The 22,669-nt window shown below is 72.0% G+C and carries 12 protein-coding genes; 5 read left to right on the forward strand and 7 right to left on the reverse strand.

Going from position 1 to position 22,669, the window contains the following annotated elements; genetic code table 11:
* Positions 1-86 precede the first annotated feature (86 nt).
* The 3 genes from IPJ59_RS36170 to IPJ59_RS36180 form a co-directional block, all read right to left on the reverse strand.
* Complete coding sequence (locus IPJ59_RS36170; protein ID WP_293275739.1) at positions 87-1,112, reverse strand: hypothetical protein; 1,026 nt, start codon at positions 1,110-1,112, stop codon at positions 87-89.
* Positions 1,113-1,478: 366 nt separating this feature from the next.
* Positions 1,479-5,315 (reverse strand): serine/threonine-protein kinase, encoded by a 3,837-nt coding sequence (locus IPJ59_RS36175; RefSeq protein WP_293275740.1) that lies wholly within the window; start codon positions 5,313-5,315, stop codon positions 1,479-1,481.
* 117 nt (positions 5,316-5,432) lie between these two features.
* Positions 5,433-6,479 (reverse strand): enolase C-terminal domain-like protein, encoded by a 1,047-nt coding sequence (locus IPJ59_RS36180; RefSeq protein ID WP_293275741.1) that lies wholly within the window; start codon positions 6,477-6,479, stop codon positions 5,433-5,435.
* Between the two features lie 201 nt (positions 6,480-6,680).
* Between IPJ59_RS36180 and IPJ59_RS36185 the strand changes: the two genes are divergently transcribed.
* Positions 6,681-8,057: an APC family permease gene (locus IPJ59_RS36185; RefSeq protein ID WP_293275742.1), complete on the forward strand. Its 1,377-nt coding sequence runs from the start codon at positions 6,681-6,683 to the stop codon at positions 8,055-8,057.
* 15 nt (positions 8,058-8,072) lie between these two features.
* Here IPJ59_RS36185 and IPJ59_RS36190 read toward each other — a convergent pair whose 3' ends face one another.
* Positions 8,073-8,552 (reverse strand): TspO/MBR family protein, encoded by a 480-nt coding sequence (locus IPJ59_RS36190; protein WP_293275743.1) that lies wholly within the window; start codon positions 8,550-8,552, stop codon positions 8,073-8,075.
* A gap of 159 nt (positions 8,553-8,711) precedes the next feature.
* Complete coding sequence (locus tag IPJ59_RS36195) at positions 8,712-10,019, reverse strand: hypothetical protein (protein ID WP_293275744.1); 1,308 nt, start codon at positions 10,017-10,019, stop codon at positions 8,712-8,714.
* A gap of 568 nt (positions 10,020-10,587) precedes the next feature.
* Here IPJ59_RS36195 and IPJ59_RS36200 point away from each other — a divergent pair.
* Positions 10,588-12,795, forward strand: coding sequence for a M4 family metallopeptidase (locus IPJ59_RS36200; protein WP_293275745.1), 2,208 nt, complete (start codon positions 10,588-10,590; stop codon positions 12,793-12,795).
* 872 nt (positions 12,796-13,667) lie between these two features.
* On the opposite strand, the gene IPJ59_RS36205 is transcribed toward IPJ59_RS36200, so the two are convergent.
* Together IPJ59_RS36205 and IPJ59_RS36210 are read right to left on the reverse strand one after the other, a co-directional pair.
* Complete coding sequence (locus IPJ59_RS36205) at positions 13,668-14,819, reverse strand: acetyl-CoA C-acyltransferase (protein WP_293275746.1); 1,152 nt, start codon at positions 14,817-14,819, stop codon at positions 13,668-13,670.
* Between the two features lie 25 nt (positions 14,820-14,844).
* On the reverse strand, positions 14,845-17,259 hold the full coding sequence (locus IPJ59_RS36210) for a 3-hydroxyacyl-CoA dehydrogenase/enoyl-CoA hydratase family protein (RefSeq protein WP_293275747.1): 2,415 nt from the start codon (positions 17,257-17,259) through the stop codon (positions 14,845-14,847).
* Between the two features lie 163 nt (positions 17,260-17,422).
* On the opposite strand from IPJ59_RS36210, the gene IPJ59_RS36215 reads away from it, so the two are divergent.
* The 3 genes from IPJ59_RS36215 (at position 17,423) to metG (ending at position 22,610) form a co-directional block, all read left to right on the forward strand.
* On the forward strand, positions 17,423-19,855 hold the full coding sequence (locus IPJ59_RS36215; RefSeq protein WP_293275748.1) for a lytic transglycosylase domain-containing protein: 2,433 nt from the start codon (positions 17,423-17,425) through the stop codon (positions 19,853-19,855).
* Between the two features lie 140 nt (positions 19,856-19,995).
* Positions 19,996-20,508 (forward strand): hypothetical protein, encoded by a 513-nt coding sequence (locus tag IPJ59_RS36220; protein ID WP_293275749.1) that lies wholly within the window; start codon positions 19,996-19,998, stop codon positions 20,506-20,508.
* 50 nt (positions 20,509-20,558) lie between these two features.
* Positions 20,559-22,610: a methionine--tRNA ligase gene (metG, locus tag IPJ59_RS36225; protein ID WP_293275750.1), complete on the forward strand. Its 2,052-nt coding sequence runs from the start codon at positions 20,559-20,561 to the stop codon at positions 22,608-22,610.
* Positions 22,611-22,669 lie beyond the last annotated feature (59 nt).

A 22,669-nucleotide genomic window follows, 5' to 3' on the forward strand; every position in this document is an offset into this window, starting at 1 on the left:
TGTAGCTTCGGTGCGACGAAACGCCGAAGGGCGCGCTGGTGGGCGCGCCCTTCTGGGGGACCGAGTCGCGGGCGACCCCGCCGGGGCTAGAAGCGGCCGCCGAGGACCAAGCCGCCGCCGCCGAGGGGGTTGGCGTTCGGGCGGAGGTTGACGTTCTTGGCGACGCGCAGGCCGTACTCGTTGATGATGCGGTTGCGGCGACCGTCGCGGATGAACATCGCGGTGCCGATGACGCCCATGAGGAGACCGGCGCCCTGCAGCGAGCCGGCGACTGCGAGCGAGTAGTCGTCGGTGGCGTACTTGGTGTGCTCCATCGCCATGAAGGGGCCGGCCACGGGGATGAACATGTCGCGGGAGAGCTCGCGACAGCGGCCGGGGTTGTGCATGCCGGGACAGCGGTCGTAGAGGTCGGCGGCGTTGCTGGCGGTCAGCAGGTACGAGACGCTGAACACGATCCAGCCGGTGATCATCAGGCCCTTGCGGCGCGGCAGCGGCTTGAGCTGCTTGTAGGGCTTGTACTGCTGCGGCTGGGTGACGACCCGGGTGACCACGCGCGGGGGCGGCGGGTAGCCGGGCGCGGTGTACGTGGGCGGCGGGGTGTACGTGGCCGGTGGGGTGTAGGGCTGGGCGACCACCGAGGGCGAGGTGGTCGCGTTGGTGGTCGTGCTGCTGGTGACGGTGGGCGTGGTGTCGGCGCTGACGTTCTGGTTGACGTCGGCCTTGGTCTGCGGCGAGGCGTCACCCTTGGGCTGGGCCGAGACCTGGATCTGCGGCTGCACCAGCACCTGGATCTGCGGCATCATGTAGATCGAGCCGGGGCTCAGCGGCAGGGGACCACCGGGCAGCGGCTGCATCTGCTGGGACTGGGTCTGTGGGCCGCCGGGGCTCAGCTGGGTCTGGGTGCCGGGAGACTGCTGCTGACTGGTGATGGGGGTTTGGCCGGGGACGGGCTGTGGCAGCGGGGCCTCGGGGGCCGCGGGGGCCGTGGCGAGTGAGCCCGCGGGGCCGACTGGGAGGGCCTCCTGGGCAGCGGCGGCGCTCGGCAGGAGCAGGCCGAGCACGACGAACGGAGTGACGAGACGAGCGACGGGGAGAAGACGGTTCCGCAGCATGGCTTGGGCCCTACCTTCGGGGGAACTAAGGTGTGTGCGGGCCGAAGCGACGCCGACCACACCGGGAATCACTGTGGCAGATGGAGAACGAGGTCACCAGACAAAAAGTCATTAACTTGCCAGGCGCTCCGGGCGCAAATCGGGCACACGCGGGCCGGTGCCGACCGCAGGCGCTGCGGTGACATGCCAGTATGGCACGTGGGAGCGGGATCTCAGCGCAGTGGGGGCGCGCCACCGCAGGGTGCTGTGCCCATTCGCTGCAGCGCGGGCGGTCTGGCGCGGGGATCGGATGGACCTGTGTGCGTGTCACTCGGTCACTCGAAGCCGGGGGCGTAGATGGCGGCCCACTGGCGGGGAACGATCGTGTCACTCGAAGCCGGGGGCGTAGATGGCGGCCCACTGGCGGGGGCGGACGATCGCGTGGTCGACCATGGTGCGGTCGGCCTCGGCGATGAGGGCTGCGCCGGCGGGTCCGCCGATGCACTCGCCCTTGCGGCGGCGGGCGCAGGCGGCGTGCAGGACCATGTGAGCGGCGTCGAAGCTGGCGATGGCGGAGTCGAGGTGGGCGATGGCCTGGGCGCGGGCGCCGGTCCTCGCGGCGATGCCGGCGCGGATCAAGGCTGCGGCTGCGGCCGAGTCGCGGCGGCTCTCGCCGTCGAGGTCGAGCTGGCTGGCGTCGCGTTCGGCGGCCGCGAGCAGCACGCCCTCGGCGTGGGGTTGCTCGTGCGAGGCGGCCAGCGCGGCCGCGGCGCGCAGCTGCAGGCCGAAGATGCGGGAGAACTGCCAGTGGAGGATGTGTGAGCCCTCGACCGCGGCCCACTGCTCCGAGAGGCGCTGCCAGGCGCCGCCGCTGCGACCCTCGTAGAGATCGCAGAAGGTCTCGATGACGAGGGCGAGCATGTGCTGGAAGTGGAAGCCGTCCTGCGACCAGCGGCGGATGCCCGCGTGGACGCGGTCGCGGGCGCCCTGGACGTCGTCGCTGGCGAGCAGGGCGACGCCGGAGAACAGGCAGGCCCAGACCACGCCATAGAGATCGCCGGCGTCCTCGGCCTCGCGCAGCCAGGCGTGTGAGCGCGAGGCGAGATCGCCGATGTGGCCCATCATCATCAGGGCGCGGTGGGCCGACATCTGGGCGATGGAGACCTCCCAGGCCGCGCCGGCGCAGCGCTCGTGGAGGAGCACGAGACCGGGCTCGAGCAGCTCGATGGTTGTTTGCCAGCGACCGAGGATGAGCTGGGCGACGCCGGAGATGATGTCGGTGAGGGCGATGAGGTAGGGGTCGGCGAGGGCGTCGGCGATCTTGCGGGCCTCCTTGATGAAGGTCGTGCCGCGCGAGACGGCGTTGCTGGTGCCGCGCGAGATCATCATCATGCCGACGAGGGCGAGGCCGCGGGCGACGCGGCGGGGCTCGCCGGCTTGCAGGGCGAGCAGGAGGCCGCGCAGGACGAAGCTGTAGCCGCGGACGGGGTCGACGAAGGCGAGGCCCTTGCCGGCCGAGAGGCAGACATCGGTGCGCAGCAGCTCGGGGGCGGGGATGTCGGCCTCGCTGGCGGCGCGGAAGTTGATGCCGCGCAGGCTCAGCTGGGTCGATCGGGTGATGATCGACATGTTGGCGCGGCTCGGGGTCGGCGGATACGAGAGGCCGACCTCGGTGAGCACCGGGCGCAGCAGCTTGACGCCCTCGTCGATGCGGCCGCTGACCAGCAGCTGTTCGCAGGCCCGGCGGCGCAGCTCGAGCGCGAGGGCCGGGGGCTCGCCGGCGGCGGCCTCGATGTAGAGCGGGGCCGCCTCGCCGCAGCGGCCGGCGAGGACCAAGACGTCGGCGCGCAGGCGCAGCAGGTGGTGGCGCGGGGCGCTGGGCTCGGTCCAGGTGTGGGCGAGGCGGTAGAGCTCGGCGGCGCGGTTGAAGGCGAGGGCGGCGGCGGCTCGCTCGGCGGCGATGCAGGCGTAGTGGACGGCGCGCTCGGGGGCATCGGCGGCGTGGAAGTGGTGGGCGGTGACCTCGGGGTCGCCGCCCTCGCGCTCGAAGGCCTCGGCGAGCTTGCGGTGGTGGGTGAGCAGCAGCTGCGGCTCGACCTGCGCGAGCACGGCGTCGCGGACGCGGTCGTGGTAGCACTCGACGGTGTCGGCGTCGCGGGCCCCGTGGGTACGCACGAGGTGCTGCGCGCGCAGGATGCCGAGCGCGGTGTGGTCCTCCTCGCCGAGGCCGGCTGTCCCGAAGGCCAGGTTCTGCGGGACCGGTCGGCCGGCGACGGCGACGACCTCGAGCAGGCGGCGCGCGGGGCCGGGGAGGCCGCGCAGGCGGGTGAGCACGAGCTGCTCGAGCGAGATCTCTCGGTGTTCGCCGCGGCGGCGCGAGTTGATCGCGTGGCGCACGAGCTCCTCGACGAACAGCGGGTTGCCCTCGGACTCGAGGGCGATGCGGGCGGCCTCGGCGAGCGCGGGGCCGTCGCTGCGGCCCATGCGGAGCAGGGCGAGCTGCTCGGCCTGCTTGTGCTCGAGCGGGGGGACGAACAGGTTGCGCACGTCGCCGCGCATGCCGGGGCGCTCGTAGAGGCGCTGCAGCTCGCGCAGCATCGGCGACGCGGCGCCCTCGTCGCTGCGGTAGGAGCCGATCACCAGCAGGGCGGGGGCGTCGGGCGGGGTGAGCAGATCGGAGAGCAGGCGGGCGCTGTCCTCGTCGCCCCACTGGAGGTCGGCGATACGCAGGACCAGCGGGCGGCGGTCGGCCATGCGGGCCAGCAGCTCCTTGAGGCCGCGGAAGGCCCGGCGGCGGGCCTCCTGCTGATCGGGGCCGTCGAACACGCGTTGCGGGGCGTCGGCGACCAGTTGCACGCGCGCGAGCACGGGGAACAACCTGGTCAGCTCGTGCACGTCGCGGGGCATGAGCGCGGCGGCCTCGACCTGTGGCAGGCGGCGGAGGTAGTGGGTGAGGGAGTCGACGACGGAGTCGAAGGCCTTGAAGGGGACCGACTCGCGCTCGTAGCAGCGGCCGTGGAGGACGACGGCCTCGCCGCCGCGGCGGAGGGATCCAAGGAAGTGATCAATGAGGGCGGTCTTGCCGATGCCGGAGCCGCCGTGGACGTAGACGGTGACGGGGGCGCCGCGGCTGGTCGCGTCGTAGGCGTCGTGGAGGGCGGCGAGGAGCTCTTCGCGGCCGATGAGGGCGGGGGCCTGGGTGCTCGGGCCGCTGGGAGGTCGGCGGGGGACGGGGGCGCCGAGGGCCGCGGCGGCGCGGGTGAGCAGGTCGGTGCCGGTGAGGCGGGCGCTGGGGTCGCGGCGGAGGAGGCCCATGCACAGGTCGGCGAGGTCGGCGGGGGCCTTGGGGGCGAACTCGTGGACGTGGGGCGGGTCGTGCTGTTGCTTGGCGGCGAGGATTTTGAGCGTGCTGCCGAGGAAGGGGAGGCGGCCGGTGAGCGCCTCGTAGAGCATCACGCCGACGGCGTACCAGTCGCTGGCGGCGGTGACGGTGCGGCCGGCGGCCTGCTCGGGCGACATGTATGCTGGCGTGCCGAGGATGCCGTCGTCGAGGGTGGCGTCGATCGGCGCGGGGCCGCGGTCGCTGACGAGGCCGAAGTCGAGGATGACGACGCGGCCGCTGCGGGTGACGAGGACGTTGGAGGACTTGAGGTCGCGGTGGAGCTTGCCGGCGGCGTGCAGCGCGTGCACGCCGTTGACCAGCTGGGCGAGCGCGTCGCGCAGGCGGGCCTCGTCGAGCTCGGGCGGCGCGGCGGGCTGCGGGTCGTGCTCGGTGACGCTGTCCTGGGCGTCGGCGCCGTGCTCGGTGTCCTCTGGCTGTTCGGACATGTCCGATCGGACATATTGGCCGAAGCGCACGCCCTCGACGTACTCCATGGTGATGAACCACTGGTCGGCGTCGGAGACGAGCTCGTAGAGGGCGACGAGGTTGTGGTGGATGACGCCGGCGGCGGCCCGGAACTCGTGCTTGAGGCGGTAGAGGTTGCCGGGCTCGAGCTTGCGGAGGGTCTTGAGGGCGACCCGGCGGCCGCGCTCGCGGTCGAGGGCGGAGTAGACGACCCCCATGCCGCCGGAGCCAAGGCGGCGCAGCAGCTCGTAGCGGCCGAGGCGGCGGGGCGCGCCGTCGGGGAGCAGCATGGCCGTCTCGGACCACGTGTTGGGGCCGGACCCCGGGTCGCTGGGGGCCGTTGGCGGCGGCATCCGCTGGGGATCGTCGACCTTCACGGGGGGAGCGAGTATGCCACGCCGGCGCTGCCGGGAGCCAAGACCGCCCGCGCAAAGTGCCGCAATCGTGGCGCCCGGCGGCGCGGGGGGGTGAGGGCCCCCGCGGAGCCGCGGCGGCTACCAGCGTGGAGGGATGCCGAGGCCGGGGCCGGGGAGCGTGGGGAGGTCGGCGGAGAGCTCGTGCTGGCTGCCGGGTGGGACGGGGTCGTCGGCGGTGAGCATGTGGGCGTCGAGGTCGAGCTCGTCGACGCGGCCGGCGAGGCTGGCCGCGGCAGCGAGGCCGACGCGGCTCTCGATCATGCAGCCGAGCAGCACGCGCCAGCCCTCGCGGCGGGCCGTCGCGATCATGGCGAGCGCGGGTGAGATCCCGCCGCACTTCATCAGCTTGATGTTGATGCCGTCGACGCAGCCACGTAGCGCGGGCAGGGACTCGGGGCCCTGCACGTCCTCGTCGGCGTAGAGCGGCAGCGGGCTGTGACGGCGCAGATCGGCGAGGGCGGGGAGCTGTCCGCGCGCGAGCGGCTGCTCGACGAACTCGACGCCGAGATCGGCGAGCACGGGGAGCAGGGCCCGGGCCTGGGCGAAGCTCCAGCCGCCGTTGGCGTCGACCCGCAGGCGTGCCCGCGGGGCGGCGGCGGCGACCCGACGCAGGGCCTCGCGGTCGAACTCGGGGCTGCGGCCGAGCTTGATCTTGAGGAGGGGCAGGTGGCGGGCCGCGGCGGCGCGCTCGGCCATGGCGTCGAGGTCGTCGAGGGCGACGGTGTAGGAAGTTTGCGTGGCGTCGGTGGCGGGCGCGGGCGGGTGGCGGAGGTCGAGCTCGGCGCGCAGGGGGCGTTGGGCGGCGCGGGCGGTGAGGTCCCACAACGCGATGTCGACGGCGGCGCGGACGGGCGCCGGGGCGGCCTCCGGGAGCTGCGGGTGGGGATCGTGGCTGGACATGTCCTTCGGGTCAGGTTCGCGGAGGGCCTCGCAGATCGCGGTGAGGTCGGCCCGGAGCAGGTCGGCGCGGTGGCCGAGGTAGCGGACCGGGGCGGCCTCGCCGAGGCCGACCTGGTCGCCGCAGCGCAGGCGCAGGAGCACGGTGGGGAGCTCGTGGACGCTGCCGCGGGAGATGCCGAAGGGGTGGCGCAGCCGCAGCGGGACAATCCAGGCCTCGTGCTCCATCGCGGCCTACCTTACAGGGCGTCGGCCTGGGGGCGGGCGGGAAATGAGGGATCGCGAGAAGGGCGCCAGGACCACGACATGAACCAGGCGTCGGCTTGGGGGCGGGCGGGAAATGAGGGATCGCGAGAAGGGCGCCAGGACCACGACATGAACCGGGCGTCGGCTTGGGGGCGGGCGGGAAATGATGTATCGCTGGCGACGATGGGCGGACCGGCGAGCGAGGCGGCCAGCGCGGCCGATGCGTGGGGCGAGCGGCTGCCGCGGAAGCTGGGGCTGTGGAGCGCGGTGGCTGTGCTGATCGGGTCGACGATCGGGAGCGGCATCTTTCGTACGCCGGCGAGCATCGCCTACCACATCGACGAGGTGTGGAGCTTCGCGCTGGCGTGGGTGGCGGGCGGGGTGGTGGCGCTGGCGGGGGCGCTGACCTTCGCGGAGCTGGCGAGCATGTACCCGCGTAGCGGGGGGATCTACGTGTACGTGCGCGAGGCGTTCGGGCGCCTGCCGGCGTTTCTGTTCGGCTGGGCCGAGCTGTTGATCTTGCGGCCGGCGGCGTACGGGGCGATCGCGGTGACCTCGTCGGAGTATGCGTGGCGGGTGGTCGGGGTCGATCACAGCGAGCTGCTGCTGCGGGTCGGCGCGGTGTCGCTGTCGCGGGCGCAGCTGCTGGCGATCGCGATGATCGTGGTGGTCGGGGCGGTGAACCGTCGCGGGGTCGAGTTCGGGGCGGTGGTGCAGAACCTGAGCACGGTGCTCAAGGTGGGGGCGCTGCTCGGGCTCATCGCGCTGGGGCTGGTGCTGGTGCCGGGCGAGCTGCCGATGCACGCGGCGACGCTGCGGCCGGAGGCGCCGGCCTTTGTGCTCGGGATGGTGGCGATCCTGTGGGCCTACGACGGGTGGTGCGACCTGGGCTTCGTGAGCGGGGAGATCCGCGATCCGCAGCGGACCTTGCCCAAGGTGTTCATCCTCGGCACGGCGGCGGTGGTCGGGCTGTATCTGGCGGTCAACCTGGTCTACCTGCGGGTGGTGCCACTGGCGCAGATGGTCGACTCGCCGCTGATCGCGGCCGACGTGGCGGCGGCGCTGGTCGGGCCGATCGGGGTGACGCTGATCGCGGCGGCGGTGGTGGTCAGCACCTTCGGGACGCTCAACGGGTCGATGATGACCGGGCCGCGGGTGTTCTACGCGATGGCGGAGGACCGCCTGTTCTTCTCGGCGCTGGCGAAGGTGCACCCGCGCTACGGGACGCCGACCGGGAGCATCGCGCTGTCGGTCGCGCTGGGGGCGGTGTTCGTGTCGGTGCGCAGCTTCGCCGAGCTGGCCGAGCACTTTGTGATCGGGATCTGGCCGTTTTATGCGCTGTCGGTGGCGGCGGTGTTCGTGCTGCGCCGACGCCAGCCCGATCGGCCGCGGCCGTATCGGACCTGGGGCTATCCGGCAGTGCCGCTGTTGTTCCTCGCGGCCTCGCTGTTCTTGCTGATCAGCTACGCGGTGCAGCAGCCGCTGGTGTTCGCGGTCGACCTGGCGATCTTGCTGACCGGGGTGCCGGTGTATCTGTGGTGGTCGCGGCGGGCGGCGTGAGGCGGTTCGCGGGGCTCAGCGGTTGAGCTGCCAGATCGCGGCGTTGAGGGCGGTGGCGAAGGAGACCCACAGCAGGTAGGGCACGAGCAGGGCGGCCGAGCTCGGGGTGACGCGCGCGAAGGCCCGCATGGTGCCGACGATGGCGAGGAGCAGGCCGACGATGCACACGAGGGCGAGGTCGGGGCGGTGCATCCCGAAGAAGAGCGGGGTCCAGAGGGCGTTGAGGACCAGCTGGGCGAAGAACCACAGCAGCGCGGTGGGTCCTCCGATGTGATCGCGGCGGCGGGCGACGCGGTACACGGCGACGCCGATCAGGAGGTAGAGGACCGTCCAGACCGGGCCGAACAGGTAGTCAGGCGGCGCCCAGTCGGGCTTCTTGAGGTGGCGCCACCAGCTGCTGTCGGGTTGGACGAGGAAGCCGGTGAGGCCCGGAGCGAAGGAGACGGCGAGCCAGAAGAGCAGGCCGAGGAAGGAGTGGCGCGGCCGGTCGGTCATCGCCGGGAAGGCTGGGCGGGGTCGGCCGATCTGGCAAGTGCGCGGCGGTCAGGGGACCCGCTGGGTCAGCGGAGCACGACAACGAGTACAGGTGCCCGCGGTCGGCGGAGCGATCATTCGTACGGGCACGACAATGAGTGCAGGCGCTCGGCTGAGCGATCATTCGTGGACGAGCACGCTGCGGGTGGGCGAGCGGGCGAGGGCGCCACGGCGGTCGGCGACCCACAGGGCCAGCTCGTGCTCTCCGGGCGGGAGCTGGAGGGCCCCGGGGACGCCGTCGACGACCCAGATGAGGGTCGCCAGGTCGCCGTCGGGGTCGTGGGCGGCGTGCAGGGGGCTCGGGGCGTGGGGGTCGTGGGGGAGCGGGCCGGCGGCGAGCCGGGTGGGGGGTGAGAATGCGGCGACCGGGGGATGGGCGGTCGTCTGGAACTCGAGGTCGAGGCGGGCGCTGCCGAGGCTGGCGAGCGGGAACTCGGTGGTGAGGCGGAGGCCGCCGTCGACGAGGCGGCCGTGGACGGGGATCGGGTTTCGTAAGAGGAGCTGGCGCGGGCCGGGGTCGATCTGGCCGCCGGCGGAGATGGCGAGCTGGACGCGCAGCTCGAGGGCGCCGGCGGGGAACTCGAGGGCGCCAGTGGTGGGGTCGAGGTCGGCGAGGGCGGGGCGCAGGAGCTCGATCTCGAGGGCTTCCAGGACGGCGGGGACGGCGAGGTCGACAAGGCCGAGGTGGGCGCGGCTGCGGGCGCCGGCGTCGTCGAGGTCGAGGCTGGCGAGATAGAGGAGGCAGGGGCCGGTCTCGCAGGTGCCGGCGCTGAAGCGGGCCTGGCCGCGGAGCGGGTGGTGGATCCGGGTGCCGGCGAGGTCGAGGTCGAGGCTGGTGTCGGCCAGGGTGGCGCGGTGGTCGGTCTCACCGGCGAGGCGGGAGGGGCCGCGCAGGGCCAGGCCGATCGGGGCGGCGAAGGCGGCCGCGCAGGCGGAGTCGGGGTAGCAGGCGTCGGGGCTGAGGCGATCGGGGAGGGTCGCGGGCGGCGGGGCGAGGACGGGTTCGGCGTGGACTTGCCAGCCAGCGTCGGGGCAGCGGTAGAGGAAGCCGGGCTCGGCCAGGCCGACGCAGGCGTCGGCGCAGGCGGTCTGGGTGGAGGGGCCGAGGGGGCCGTCCCAGGAGCTCGCGGGCAGGCGGGTGGCGAGCGGGCCGGGGCGATGGGGGGTCGCGGCGGGGTAGGCGGCGGGGCCGGGGTAGATGCCCTCGAACCAGGCGTCGGGGTGCTGGCAGCGGAGCTCGAGGGCGGGCTGGAGCTCGAGGGTCGAGGGGTCGATGGCGGCGCAGGCGGACAGGAGGAGCAGCGCGAGGGTGGGGAGGGAGGCGTGGGGGTGGGTGGAGTGTGGGCGGGAGGCGTGGGGGTGGGTGGGGTGTGGGAGGGAGGCTGTGTGGATGTTGGCGCGGGTGCGGATGGCGGGCTGGGCGGGCATGGCACGGGGGTCGGCCCAGCGGGTCCTGCTGTTGCAAGCGGGTCTGGTGGCGCGAAATTGCGTGCGCAGGAGGCGTCTCGGGGAGAGATCTCCCTTTCGTGTGAAAAAAATCGCTGGAACCTGCGCGGGAGGGCGCCATGGGGGCCGCGATTTGCCAGGAACGGATTGAACCAGATTCAATAGCCGACGCGAACGCCGTGAAGCTCACGAAAATGCAGGTTATTCGGGGTTCTCGCGGCACATGTAGGTGGCTTGGGGCTGGCGTGGGGTGGCGTAGCTGACTCTGCTGAAGAAAGTTCAGTAAGCGGGTTCACAGGGGGAACCGTGGGTATAGGCGTTGTGTGGAGGCTCCGTGCGGGGAGTCGCGGGGCCTGGAGGGTGTGACTTTCTCGTCGAGAGGGGATTGCCGGGGCGCTTGACTCTTGCCTATGGTGCACTCGCCTTCGGGGTTGTGCTGACCCCGCCCTCGCCGAGCGCGAGGCGTCCCATTCACCGAACCGAAACCTGGTCCACAGGCCAGAGGACACCCGTTTCTTGGGTGGCCTCGGGCGCCTGCGAGGAGTTGTCCATGCTGCTGCGAACCGCTGGAATCGTCGCTTCTGTCCTGACCGCCGCCCTGCTGACCGCCTGTTATGAAGGAGCGGCCGAGTTGAGCACCGTACGTGAGCGTGTGGTGACCGCGGCCGACCTCGAGGGTCTGGCGCCCGCGGGGCTGCTCGAGCTCGACCTGCGCGAGGAGGCGGTCCGCTTCGCCTTCGCCGACGGGCCGATCGACTTCACCCGGGTGGTGGTGGTCGACGCGGGCGGGCGGCGCACGCTGATGCAGGACCTGATGGCGGCGCAGGCGGAGGTCTGGGGCGCGAGCCCGGGGCAGATCGACCTGGACACGAGCTTCGTGATCGACGAGGCGATCGTGGCGGCGGCCGTCGCTGCGCCGCGGCCGGGTGCGCTGCTGTGGGGCCAGCAGGCGGCGCTGCAGCGCTTCCCGCGGGTCGACCAGGTGCTCGCGGCGGCCGACGGCGTTCCGGTGTTCCTGGCCGGCGACCTCGGGCTGATGCCGAAGGGCGAGCCGCGGGCGGCCGCGGCCGAGTTCCTGCGCGGGGCGGGGCCGGTGTTTCGCATGTCGGAGCACAGCGAGATCGAGCCGGTGCGCAGCCGCAGCGACGAGCTCGGGATGGTGCACGTTCGCTTCCAGCAGTACTTGCACGAGCTGCCCGTGATCGGCGGCGAGCTGACCGTGCACGCCGACGGGGTGTCGGGGCGGGTGCACGCGGTGACCGGGCGCTTCATCGCGGGCGAGTCGCTGGCGTCGGAGCCGGCGATCGAGGGCGAGGCGGCGCTGGGCGGGGTGCTCGTGGGTCTGGCCTCGGACGCCGTGAGCGTCGATGTGCCGGATCTGGTCTACGTGGTCAGCGAGGACGCGGCGCATCTGGCCTGGAGCGCCGAGGTGGAGTACAGCGGCGCGGACGGGGCGGAGCGCGACCAGGTCTTCGTCGACGCGATCACCGGTGCGCTGATCACCCGCCACCCGCGGCATCACCGGGCGCTCAAGCGCTATGTGTATACGGCGAAGAACGGGCAGCAATTGCCGGGGCAGCAGATCATCGCCGAGGGCGGCAGCTCGAACGACCTGGCGGCGCAGGACGCCTACAACTTCGCCGGGCTGACGTACAACTTTTACAAGGCGAAGTTCGGGCGCGACTCGTTCAACGCGGCCGGGGCGACGCTGCACGCGACCGTGCACTACGGCTACAAGTACGTGAACGCGTTCTGGGACGGCTCGCAGATGGTCTACGGCGACGGCGACGGGCAGTGGGCGGGCAACTTCTCGCGCGACGCCGACATCGTGGTCCACGAGCTGACCCACGCGGTGACCGAGAACGAGGCGGGGCTGGTGTATCAGGGCCAGCCGGGCGCGCTCAACGAGGCGATGTCCGACATCATGGCGGCGGCGGCCGACGCGTACGGCGCGGGGGGCGTGCGCGCGGCGACGTGGAACCTGGCGGAGACGATCTGGACCCCGGGCCAGGCCGGCGACGCGATGCGGTATATGAACAACCCGACCAAGGACGGTCAGTCCTACGATTATTATCCTGAGCGGTACACCGGCTCGGATGACAACGGCGGGGTCCACCTCAATTCGGGCATCGCCAACCTCGCGTTCTATCTGCTGACGGCGGGCGGCAAGCACCCGCGCGGCAAGACGACCACGGAGGTGCCAGCGCTCGGGGTCGAGAAGTCCGGGGCGATCTTCTATCGCGCGCTGACCAACTACCTGGGCAGCAACGCGAGCTTCCAGGACGCCCGCAACGCGACCGCGCAGGCGGCCACCGAGCTGTACGGCGCCGACGCGGCGACGGCGACCCACGCGGCCTGGACGGCGGTCGGCGTGCCGGGGGCGCCCAATGGCGGCGGTGGCGGCGGCGGTGGCGGCGGTGGCGGCGGTGGCGGTGGCGGCGGTGGTGGTGCGTGCACGGGTACGCCGTATGCGGGCAGTCTGGGCGGGAACGGGGCGACGCAGTGGCAGCCGAACAACAGCTACTACTCGGTGGCGGGCGCGGCCAAGCACAACGGCTGCCTGACCGGGCCGGTCGGCACCGACTTCGACCTCGAGCTGTTCAAGTGGAACGGCAGCGGCTGGGTGCAGGTGGCGAAGTCGGACGGGCCGACCAACCAGGAGTCCGTGAGCTATAGCGGCAGCGCGGGATACTACACCTGGCGCGTGTCCTCGGCCGGCGGGTCGGGCGCGTACACGATGACCCTGCAGATGCAGTGAGCGGGATGGCGGTCCTGTCCTCGAGGACATGGCCGCAGATGCAGGTGTGAAGGACCCGGGGGCATGTCCGAGAGGACATGCTCCCGGGGCCAGATGGCGCCTTGGCGCCGTAGAGCCGCGCTAGAGGCAGTCTGGCGCGCGGGCACAAAAAAAGCGGGCACGGTTCCTCTTCCGTGCCCGCTCTGCAGGCACGGTTCCTCTTCCGTGCCCGCCTCGCGCCTCAACAACGATTGGAAGTCTCGCCTGCGGTGTTTGAAACGGTGCAGGCTGCCGAACTCGCGCTGCCCGGGGGCGGTCCGATGCCGCCCCAGGGTTGTCAGCGTGCTCGGGCTGGGGGGAGCCGTCGCGTCGCTGACGATGTGATGTCAGTGTATGCGGCGATTGGCGGTGGATGTCAAATCAAATTGTCGCGCGGCGTTTGTGCCAGCGTTCGCAATTGGGTCGCGAGCGCGTCGGCGGATGGCGGGGTGAGAGCAGAGCAGGTGCGTCTACGAGAGGCGCAGATCGGCGATTGCTTGGGCCGCGCGGGGCGAGGCGAGCGATCTGGGTGTCGCGCGCGGGTCGGTGATTTCGCCGAGATTCGGCGGAATTCGCCGCGGGGCAGCGACGTGGGCGCTGTCTCTTCATGCTTTGGGACATGTCCTCGAGGCCAGCCGCGTGCGCGTGACTGGCACTTTCACGGCACTCTCTCGACAGTGCAGGCGGTCACGCCGGCGGTCCTGCAGGCCGGGCGGCTGGCCGTTGCGGGCGCAGCAATCGGTGCGCGGGTCCTGGGCGTCAGGTCCCCGCGTGTTCTACGTTTGGGTACGTTTCGCAACGTAGGGGGCAGGTGCGGTCGCCACGTGTCCGTTCGGACAGGTGCTCAGCGCGCCTCACATTCGCTCGAAAATGCCGGCGGCGCCCATGCCACCGCCGATGCACATGCTGACCATGCCGTAGCGGGCGCCACGGCGGTGGAGCTCGGCGATCAGCGTGGCGGTCAGCTTGGCGCCGGTGCAGCCGAGTGGGTGGCCGAGAGCGATCGCGCCGCCGTTGACGTTGACCTTCTCCGGGTCGAGGCCGAGCTTGCGGATGCATGCGAGCGACTGGCTGGCGAAGGCCTCGTTGAGCTCGATGAGGTCGATGTCGGCGAGCGTGAGGCCGGTCTGCGCGAGGACCTTGGGGATGGCGGCGATCGGTCCGATGCCCATCAGCTCGGGGGCCACGCCGGCGACGGCGAAGCCGACGAAGCGGGCGAGCGGACGCAGGCCGAGCGCCTCGGCGCGGCTCGCCGAGACCAGCACGGCGGCCGCGGCCCCGTCGTTGATCGGCGAGGAGTTGCCGGCGGTGACGCTGCCCATGGCGTGGAACACGGGGCGCAGCTGGGCGAGCGCGTCGAGGGTGGTGTCGGCGCGCGGGGCCTCGTCGACCGCGAAGCTGGTGCCCTCGGCGGTGGTCACGGCCGCGATCTCGCCCGCGAAGCGACCGGCCGCGATCGCGGCGACGGCCTTGATGTGCGAGGCCAGGGCGAAGGCGTCCTGGTCGGCGCGCGACACCTCGAATTTGCGGGCGACGTTCTCGGCGGTGAGGCCCATCGAGATGTAGAGCTCGGGCCGCTCGGCGACGACGGCGGGGTTGAGCACCGCCTTGTTGCCGCCCATCGGCACCATGCTCATGGACTCGAGGCCGCCCGCGATGCCGGCCTCGATCGCGCCGACGCGGATGCGCTCGGCGACGCTGGCGATGGCTTGCAGGCCGGAGGCGCAGAAGCGGTTGATGGTGATCGCGGCGCTGCTGTCGGGCAGGCCGGCGCGCAGGCCGACGACGCGGGCGACGTTCAGGCCCTGCTCGGCCTCGGGCATGGCGCAGCCGAGGACGAGGTCGTCGATCAGCTCGAGCGGCAGGCCCGGCAGGTCAGCGAGGGCGGCGCGCACGACCTGGGCGGCGAAGTCGTCGGGCCGGGTGTTGCGGAGGGTGCCTTTCAGGGCGCGACCGACCGCGCTGCGGCGGGCGGCGACGAGGACGGCGTCTTGGAGTGTGGACATTGGATGGTTCCTTTCCTGAAGGCGATCAGTTGCGCAGCGGCTTGCCGGTCTCGAGCATGTGTTTGATGCGGGCGACGGTGGCCGGCTCGCCGGCGAGGCTGCAGAAGGCCTCGCGTTCGCGGTCGAGGAGCTCCTGCGCGGTGGCGCTGGGCTTGCCCGTCATGCCGCCGCACAGCACCTGAGCGATCTTCTGCGCGATCTTCTGGTCGTGGGCCGAGGCGTAGCCGCCCCAGAAGAACATCTGGGCGCCCATCAGCAAGCTGGCCCCGCGGCCAGGTGAGGTGAGGGCGATCGCGGCGGCGCGATCGGGCGGGACGTAGCCGGCCTCGGCCAGGCCGATCGCGCGGCGCTTGGCCTCGGCGACCACGCGGGCGCGATGAAACACGACGCTGTCGCCCGGGGTGAGGAAGCCGAGCGCGCGGGCCTCGTGGGCGCTGGTCGAGACCTTGCCGGCGGCGGCGTTCTCGAAGGCGCGGCGGACGAAGGGATAGGGGTCGCCGTCGGGGACCTGGGCGGCCCACTCGGAGGCGCGGCGGGCCATCTCCTTGAGGCCGCCGCCGGCCGGGAGCAGGCCGACGCCGATCTCGACCAGGCCCATGTAGAGCTCGCTGTTGGCGACGACGGCGTCGCCGTGCAGGGTGACCTCGACGCCGCCGCCGAGGGTGAGACCGTGGGGGGCGACGACCACGGGCAGATCGCCGTGGCGCAGGTCCATGAGGGCGTTTTGCAGGGTTGCGACGGCGCGTTCGAGGGTCGCGAAGTCACGCGCTTCGGCGGCCGCGAGGATGGTGCGGAGGTCGGCGCCGGCGCAGAAGTTCTCGCCCTGGTTGCCGATCACGAGGCCACGAAAGCCGCCGATGCGGGCGAGGGTCGGGAGGGCCTCGCCGAGCATGGTCACGGCGCCGTCGTCGAGGACGTTCATCTTGCCGCGAAACTCGAGGCAGGCGATGCCGTCGCCGATGTCGATCAGGCTGGCGGTCTTGTTGCTGTGCAGCTCGCCGCGCGTGTCCTTGGCGGCGGCGAGGATGAGCACGCCGGCGGGTGTGGTGATTGGCGTCGGGCCGGCGCCGGGGACGAACACGGTGGGGGCGCTCGGGCGGCCGGCGTACCAGCGCGCGGCGGGGCCCTGGGCGGTGACCAGCTCGCGCAGCGCGGGCGCAGGGGCGAGGCTCATGGCGGTGAGCTGCTCGGCGCACCAGGCCACGCCGGCGGCGTCCATCAGGGCGAAGGGGCCGAGCTGCCAGCCGTAGCCCCAGCACATGGCGTCGTCGATCTGTTTCGCGGTGTCACAGATGACGCCGACGCGGGCGGCCGCGTAGTTGAAGAGCGGGAGGTAGACCTTGCGCAGGAACTCGCCGGCGCGCCCGGGGGCGCGAAGGGCCGCGGCGACGCGCTTGCCGAGGTCGCGGATCGTGGCGACCTCGGCGAGCTCGGGAAACACCGCGGGTTTGTTATCGCGGTACTCGAGGGTGTGGAGATCGAGGGTCTGGATGGCCTTGCCCTGCTTGCGATAGAAGCCGGACTTGGTCTTGTCGCCGAGCAGGCGGCGCTGGAGCATCTGCTCGATCATCGGCGGGACGACCATGAGCTGGTGCAGCTCGTCGAAGTCGGGCGAGGCGGGGTCGCTGCTGAGGACGGCGGCGAGGTTGCGGATCACGTGGCCGACGACGTCGATGCCCACGAGGTCGCCGAGGCGGTAGCTGGCGGTGCGCGGGCGGCCCATCAGGGGGCCGTTGAGCAGGTCGACCTCCTCGACGCTGTAATCGCCGGCTGCGGTGGTGGTGAAGGTGAGCAGCATCTCGGCGGTGCCGACCCGGTTGCCGATGAAATTGGGGGTGTCGCGGCACAGGACCACGCCCTTGCCGAGCACGCGGTCGGAGAAATTGGCGAGCTCGGCGACGACGGCCGGGTCGCTGTGGCGCGAGGGCACGACCTCGAGCAGGTGCATGTAGCGCGGCGGGTTGAAGAAGTGCATGCCGACGAGGCGGGCGCGGGCGGCCTCGGGCAGGCCCTCCGCGATCGCGCCGATGCCGAGGCCCGAGGTGTTGGAGCTGAGGATCGCGTGCGGTCCAGCGGCGGCGGCGACCCGGGTGAACAGGGTCTGCTTGATATCGAGGCGCTCGACCACCGCCTCGATCACCAGATCGCTGGCTGCGCAGGCCCGCTCGAGGTCGTCCTCGAGGTTGCCGGGGGTGATGCGCGCGGCGTGGCCGGGGTCCGTGTATGCGGCGGGTTTGGCCTTGAGCAATTGCTGCAGCGCGGCGAGGGCCAGCGCGTTGCGGGCGGCCTTCGGGGCGCCCGCGGGGGTGTCCCGCGGCACCATGTCGAGGAGGAAGGTGCGGATGCCGGCGTTGGCGAGGTGGGCGGCGATCTGCGCCCCCATCGTGCCAGCGCCGAGCACCGTGGCCGTGATGAGGTGGGTGGGACGAAGGAGACTCACGGGGCGGCAGGGTAGACCATCCCGGGGCGCGCCGCTTGGCGAGAAAATCGGAGTGGGCCGCCGATCGTGCTAGCTTCAGGCGACGATGCGCTCCGGGTCGCGAGGGCTGCGAATGGGCGGGTGGCTGCTTGCCGCCGGCCTCCTCGCGTGCCGACCCGCGGCCGTGAACGAGGCTGCACAGCGGGTGCATCCTGCCATCAATGTGGTGGACGAGCCGGGGCCTGCGGCGGCGCCGATCGTCGCGGCCGTGCCGGTGGTGGTGGCCCCCGAGACCGACGCGGCGACGCTGCTCGGCGCGGGGCAATTCGAGGCGGCCCTCGTCGCGCTCGCGGAGCAGGCTCCGGCCAGCGAGGGATCGCCGGAGTGGTTCGCTCAGGGGATGCTGCGCGGGCGAGCCGAGCGGCTCGCCGGGCGGCCGCAGCGGGCCAGGTCGGCGCTGGCTCCGTTGCTCGAGCGAAGGGCTGTGCCGCCGGGTCTGCCGCGCGAGCTGATCCTCGACGAGCACGCGCGGAGCTTGCTCGCCGAGGCGCAGGGCCTCCCGGCGAGCACCGGGGACGTGCTGCGGCGGATGGCGGCCGAGCAGTGGCGGCAGGCGATCAAGCTCGAACCGGTGCGAAACCTGGCGGTGCTGCGGGTGGCCCACGCGGAGGCGCTGGCGGCGATCGAGGGCGAGGGCGCGGGCCGGCGAGCGGCGGGGAGTCAGGCCGCGAAGGCGCTGCAGGAGGTGCTGCGGGCCTATCCGGAGCACCCGCGGGCCGGGGCGCTCGAGCTGGCGCGGGCCCAGGCGCTGCTGCGTGCGGGCAAGACCGGTGAGGGGCTGGCGGCGCTGCGGCGGGTGGCGATCGATCGCTGCGGAACCGAGGCGGCCGAGCTAGCCGAGGCGGCGCTGGTGGACGCTGGCAAGCCGCCGCGCTGGTCGACGCTCGAGCAGATCGATCGCGCTGCCGCGGCGCGTCGGCTGCGGCGCTTCGCGACCTCGCGGGCGTTGCTCGACGAGCTGCTGGCCGACCCGAAGACCTCGGCGGGGCTGCGTCCGGTCGTGCTGCGGTCGCGGGCCTTCACGGCGACGCGGCAGCGAGACTTCGCCCAGGCGGCGGAGGACCTCGAGCAATTGTATCGTGCCAGTCCGTCGGCGGATCTGCGCGAGGATCTGCTGCGGGCCCTCGATCGCGCGGGCCGGTATGATGATGCGATCGCGTTGTGGCTGACGCAGGCCGGGCGCCGCGGCGGCGCGGGCAAGGCGGCGCTGTCGGGGGCGATCGAGCAGGCGTTCCGCGGGGGCCGCTACGCGCAGGCGCAGACGCTGCTCGAGCGTCTGCCAGCGAAGGACAGATTGCGCGGCGATCGCCCGTGGCTGGCCGCGTGGCTCAAGCTGCGGCTCGGCGAGCGCGAGGCGGCGATCACCGCGTTTGCGGCGCTGGAGAAGAAGCTGCGTTCGGAGCAGGCCACGGTGGCGCGGTACTTCCGTGGTCGCTTGTTGGTCGCCGCGCCGGAGGATCGGGCCGAGGGCGTGCAGCTGCTGCGCACCGTCGCCGCGGCGGGGCCGCTGGATTATTACGGGCTGCAGGCGCGCCAGCGTCTGCTCGACCTCGGCGAGGATCCGGGGCCGTTGCCTGTCCTTTCGCCCATGTCCTCGGAGACAGCTTCGCCGCCGAGCGCCGCGCAGGCGCGGGCGACCTTCGCGGGCCTGGCGTCGCGCCACGGCGCCGCGATCCCGGCGCTGCGCCGCGGCGAGATGCTGTACGCGGCGGGCTGGCAGGACGAGGCCCAGCGCGAGCTGCGGATCGCGGTCGACAGCCTCGAGGTCATTGGCGCGATCGGCAAGTCGGGCTGGGTGCCCAAGCACGAGGATCACATTCGTGGGCTGGCGTGGCTGGCGACGTGGAGGCAGCCGCACCTCAAGGTGCCGCGGGAGGCCCGCAAGCTGCTGCGTGAGCCGGGCGCGCTGGCGGAGCTGCGCGAGGGGCTGCACGCGCTGTGCTGGGCCCTGGGCGAGCCGCACCGGATGGCCCGGCTGACGCTGACCAGCGCGGGCAGCTACCGTTCGCGCTGGCATCCGCGCGCGTACCGGAGCACGGTCGAGCGCGAGGCGGGGCTCCGCGACATCGACCCGACCCAGCTATGGTCGCTGATGTACACCGAGTCGCGGTTTCGTCGCCACGCGGTCTCGTCGGTCGGAGCGCGCGGTGCGATCCAGATCATGCCGAACACCGGTGAGCTGCTGGCGGCGCGCCTCGGCGAGACGCTGGCCGACACCGACGCGCTGTTCGAGATCGACACCAACGTGCACCTCGCGGCCTACTACCTGGACGAGCTGCTGAGCAAGTTCCACGGCCAGGCGGCGATGGCCTACGCTAGCTACAACGGCGGGCCCTTCAACGTCGAGCGCTGGCTGCGGGCCAAGTCCGACCTCTCGGGGGGCGGGCAGCCGCTCGAGCTCGACGTGTTCGTGGCCGAGATCCCGCTGCGCGAGACGGCCAACTACACCCGTCGCGTGCTCGAGGTGCAGGCGGCTTACAACCTGCTGTACCGCGGCGAGCTGCCGCGCTGGACCAACGCCGTCGACCCGCAGGTCGAGGCCAACATCGACTTCTAGGCGCGCTGCGCGAGCGAGGTTGCGCGTGGTCTCGTGCGGGCCCGGGCTTGTGGCGGCGAGGGGGGCGGTCTACCGTGGCGAGGTGCCGGGACCTGACGGTTCACGGCGCGCCCTGACGGGCTCCGGGAGGATCGATGGCGATGAACGAACGGCTCAATCAATTGGGACAGGCGGCGCGGCGCTTGAACGAGGGATCCGACCAGCTCAACAGCTTGATATCGGCGATCGACAAGGCGCTGTCGCGGCTGATGATCGGGATGGACTACGTGCACCCGCGGCCGCTGCAGGAGACGATGAGCGTCGGCCGCGACGGCAAGCGAGTGATCGAGCTGGCCTTCCTCAGCTACCTGCGGATCCAGAGCGAGTATCACCTGTGCATCAAGACGGTGAAGATCCTCGAGTCGAAGGTCGCGCTCGCCTCGGAGAGCCCCGGCAATGTGACACCGCTGCTGTCGGCGCCGCGGATGCTGCGGCACGCGGCGGTCGACCTGCTGCCGGAGCTGATCCAGGTGCTGTCGCATCAGGTCGGTGATCTGGTGGCGCAGATGGAGCGTCGCTGCATCACGGCGAAGGCGCTGCTCGAGCAGCTGGAGGGGCCCGAGGCGCAGATCGCCGCCAGCCGCGAGGCGCTGGGGCGCGAGCCGATCGACTGACGCTGGGGCAGCGTTTGCCCGGCGGGCTCGCCAGTGTTATACGCGCGGCGATGTCTGGTCGCGTCCTCGTCACCGCCGCGCTCCCCTACGCCAACGGGTCGATCCACCTCGGGCACCTGCTCGAGGCGATCCAGACCGACGTCTACGTGCGGGCGCGCAGGCTCGCGGGCGACGACGTGATCTTCATGTGGGCCGCGGACACGCACGGGACGCCGATCGAGCTGCGCGCGCGCAAGGAGGGCATCACGCCGGAGGCGCTGATCGAGCGGGCGCACGCCGAGCACGCGGCGGTGTTCCGTGACTTCGGCATCGGCTCCGATATCTACTACACGACCCACTCCGAGGAGACGCGCCGGCACGCCGAGCGCATCTTCGCGGCGATGCGGGACGCCGGGCACATCCACACGCGGGTGACGACCCAGCTGTACTGCCCGAACGACCAGATGTTCCTGCCCGACCGCTTCGTCCGCGGCCAGTGCCCGAAGTGCGGCGCGCTCGACCAGTACGGCGACAGCTGCGAGGTGTGCGGCTCGACCTACGCGCCGAGCGAGCTGAAGGACCCGCACTGCTCGATCTGCGGGACCACGCCGGTGCCACGCGACTCGGAGCACCTGTTCGTGGCGCTGGCCGAGCACGAGGCATTCCTGCGCGGGTGGCTGCGGGCGCCGGAGGCGGGCGGGCGCACGCGCCTGCAGCCGACGGTCCGCAACTACGTGATGCGCTGGGTCGAGGACGGCCTGCGCGACTGGGACATCTCGCGCGACCCGCCCTACTTCGGGTTTGCCATCCCGGGCTATGAGGGCAAGAAGTTCTTCTATGTATGGTTCGACGCGCCGGTCGGTTACATCGGCGCGACCGAGAAGTGGTGCGGCGAGCACGGCCGCGACATGAACGAGTACTGGCGCGGCGACGCGGAGATCGTGCACGTCATCGGCAAGGACATCGTCTACTTCCACACCCTGTTCTGGCCGGCGATGTTGCACGCGGCTGGCTACACCACGCCGGCGCGGGTCCAGGTGCACGGCTGGTTGACGGTCAACGGCGAGAAGATGTCGAAGAGCCGGGGCACCTTCATCCTCGGGCGCACCTACCTCGAGCATCTGCCGGCGGACTATCTACGCTACTACTTCGCGGCCAAGCTGGGCGGCGAGCAGGACGACATCGACCTCAGCATGGAGGACTTCGCGGCCCGCGTGAACGCGGAGCTGGTGAACAAGGCGGCGAATCTGGCGAGTCGCTGCGTGAAGTTCGTGCATCAGCGGCTCGGGGCCACGCTGGGGGCGCCCGCGGCCGACGCGGCGCCGCTGCTCGAGCGGGCGCGGGCGCGGCTGGCCGAGGTGCCGGGCCTTTACCGGGAGTTCGAGTCGGCCCGGGCGCTGCGTCTGGCGATCGAGATCGCGGAGGATTTTAATGTGTACGTCACCGAGTCGGCGCCGTGGAAGCTGGCGACCAGCGACCCCGAGCGGGCGCGGGCGGTCTGTTCGGCGGCGATCGAGGCCGGCAAGATCGTGGCGGCGATCCTGAAGCCGGTGCTGCCGGGTTGGGCCGAGAAGACCGAGCGCATGCTGCGATTGCCGCGGCCGCTGGACTTCGCCAACGCGGGCGATCCGCTGCCGGCCGGGCACGCGATCGACGCCTATGAAATTCTCGCGGAGCGCCTCGATCCGGCGCTGCTGGCGGCGATCGTCGAGGCCAGCAAGGCGACCCTCGGCGGGGGCGCGACGGTCGAGGCGGCTGCGCCGGCGCACGAGTATGAGGTCGAACCGCTGGCGGCGGAGACGACGATCGACGGCTTCAAGGGCGTCGACCTGCGGGTCGGCGTGGTCCAGAGCTGCGTGCGGGTCAAGCGTTCGGACAAGCTGCTGCAGCTCGGCGTCGACCTCGGGCCGCTCGGCACGCGGACGATCTTCAGCGGGATTGCGCTGAGTTATTCGCCGGAGCAGCTGGTCGGCAAGCGGGTGGTGGTGTTCGCCAATCTCAAGCCGCGCAAGATGGCGGGCGGCGTCAGTGAGGGCATGATCCTCGCGGCCGGGGCCAGCGACGACGCGATCACGGTGCTCGAGCTCGACCCGCGCAGCCGGCCGGGCGATCGCATCTCGTGACATCACAATGAAAGGGGCGCCTGTCCCGAAGGACAGCGCCCCTGCCAGCTGTCCCCGGG

The organism is Nannocystis sp., assembly GCF_016714285.1.
Lineage (GTDB): Bacteria > Myxococcota_A > Polyangia > Nannocystales > Nannocystaceae > Nannocystis.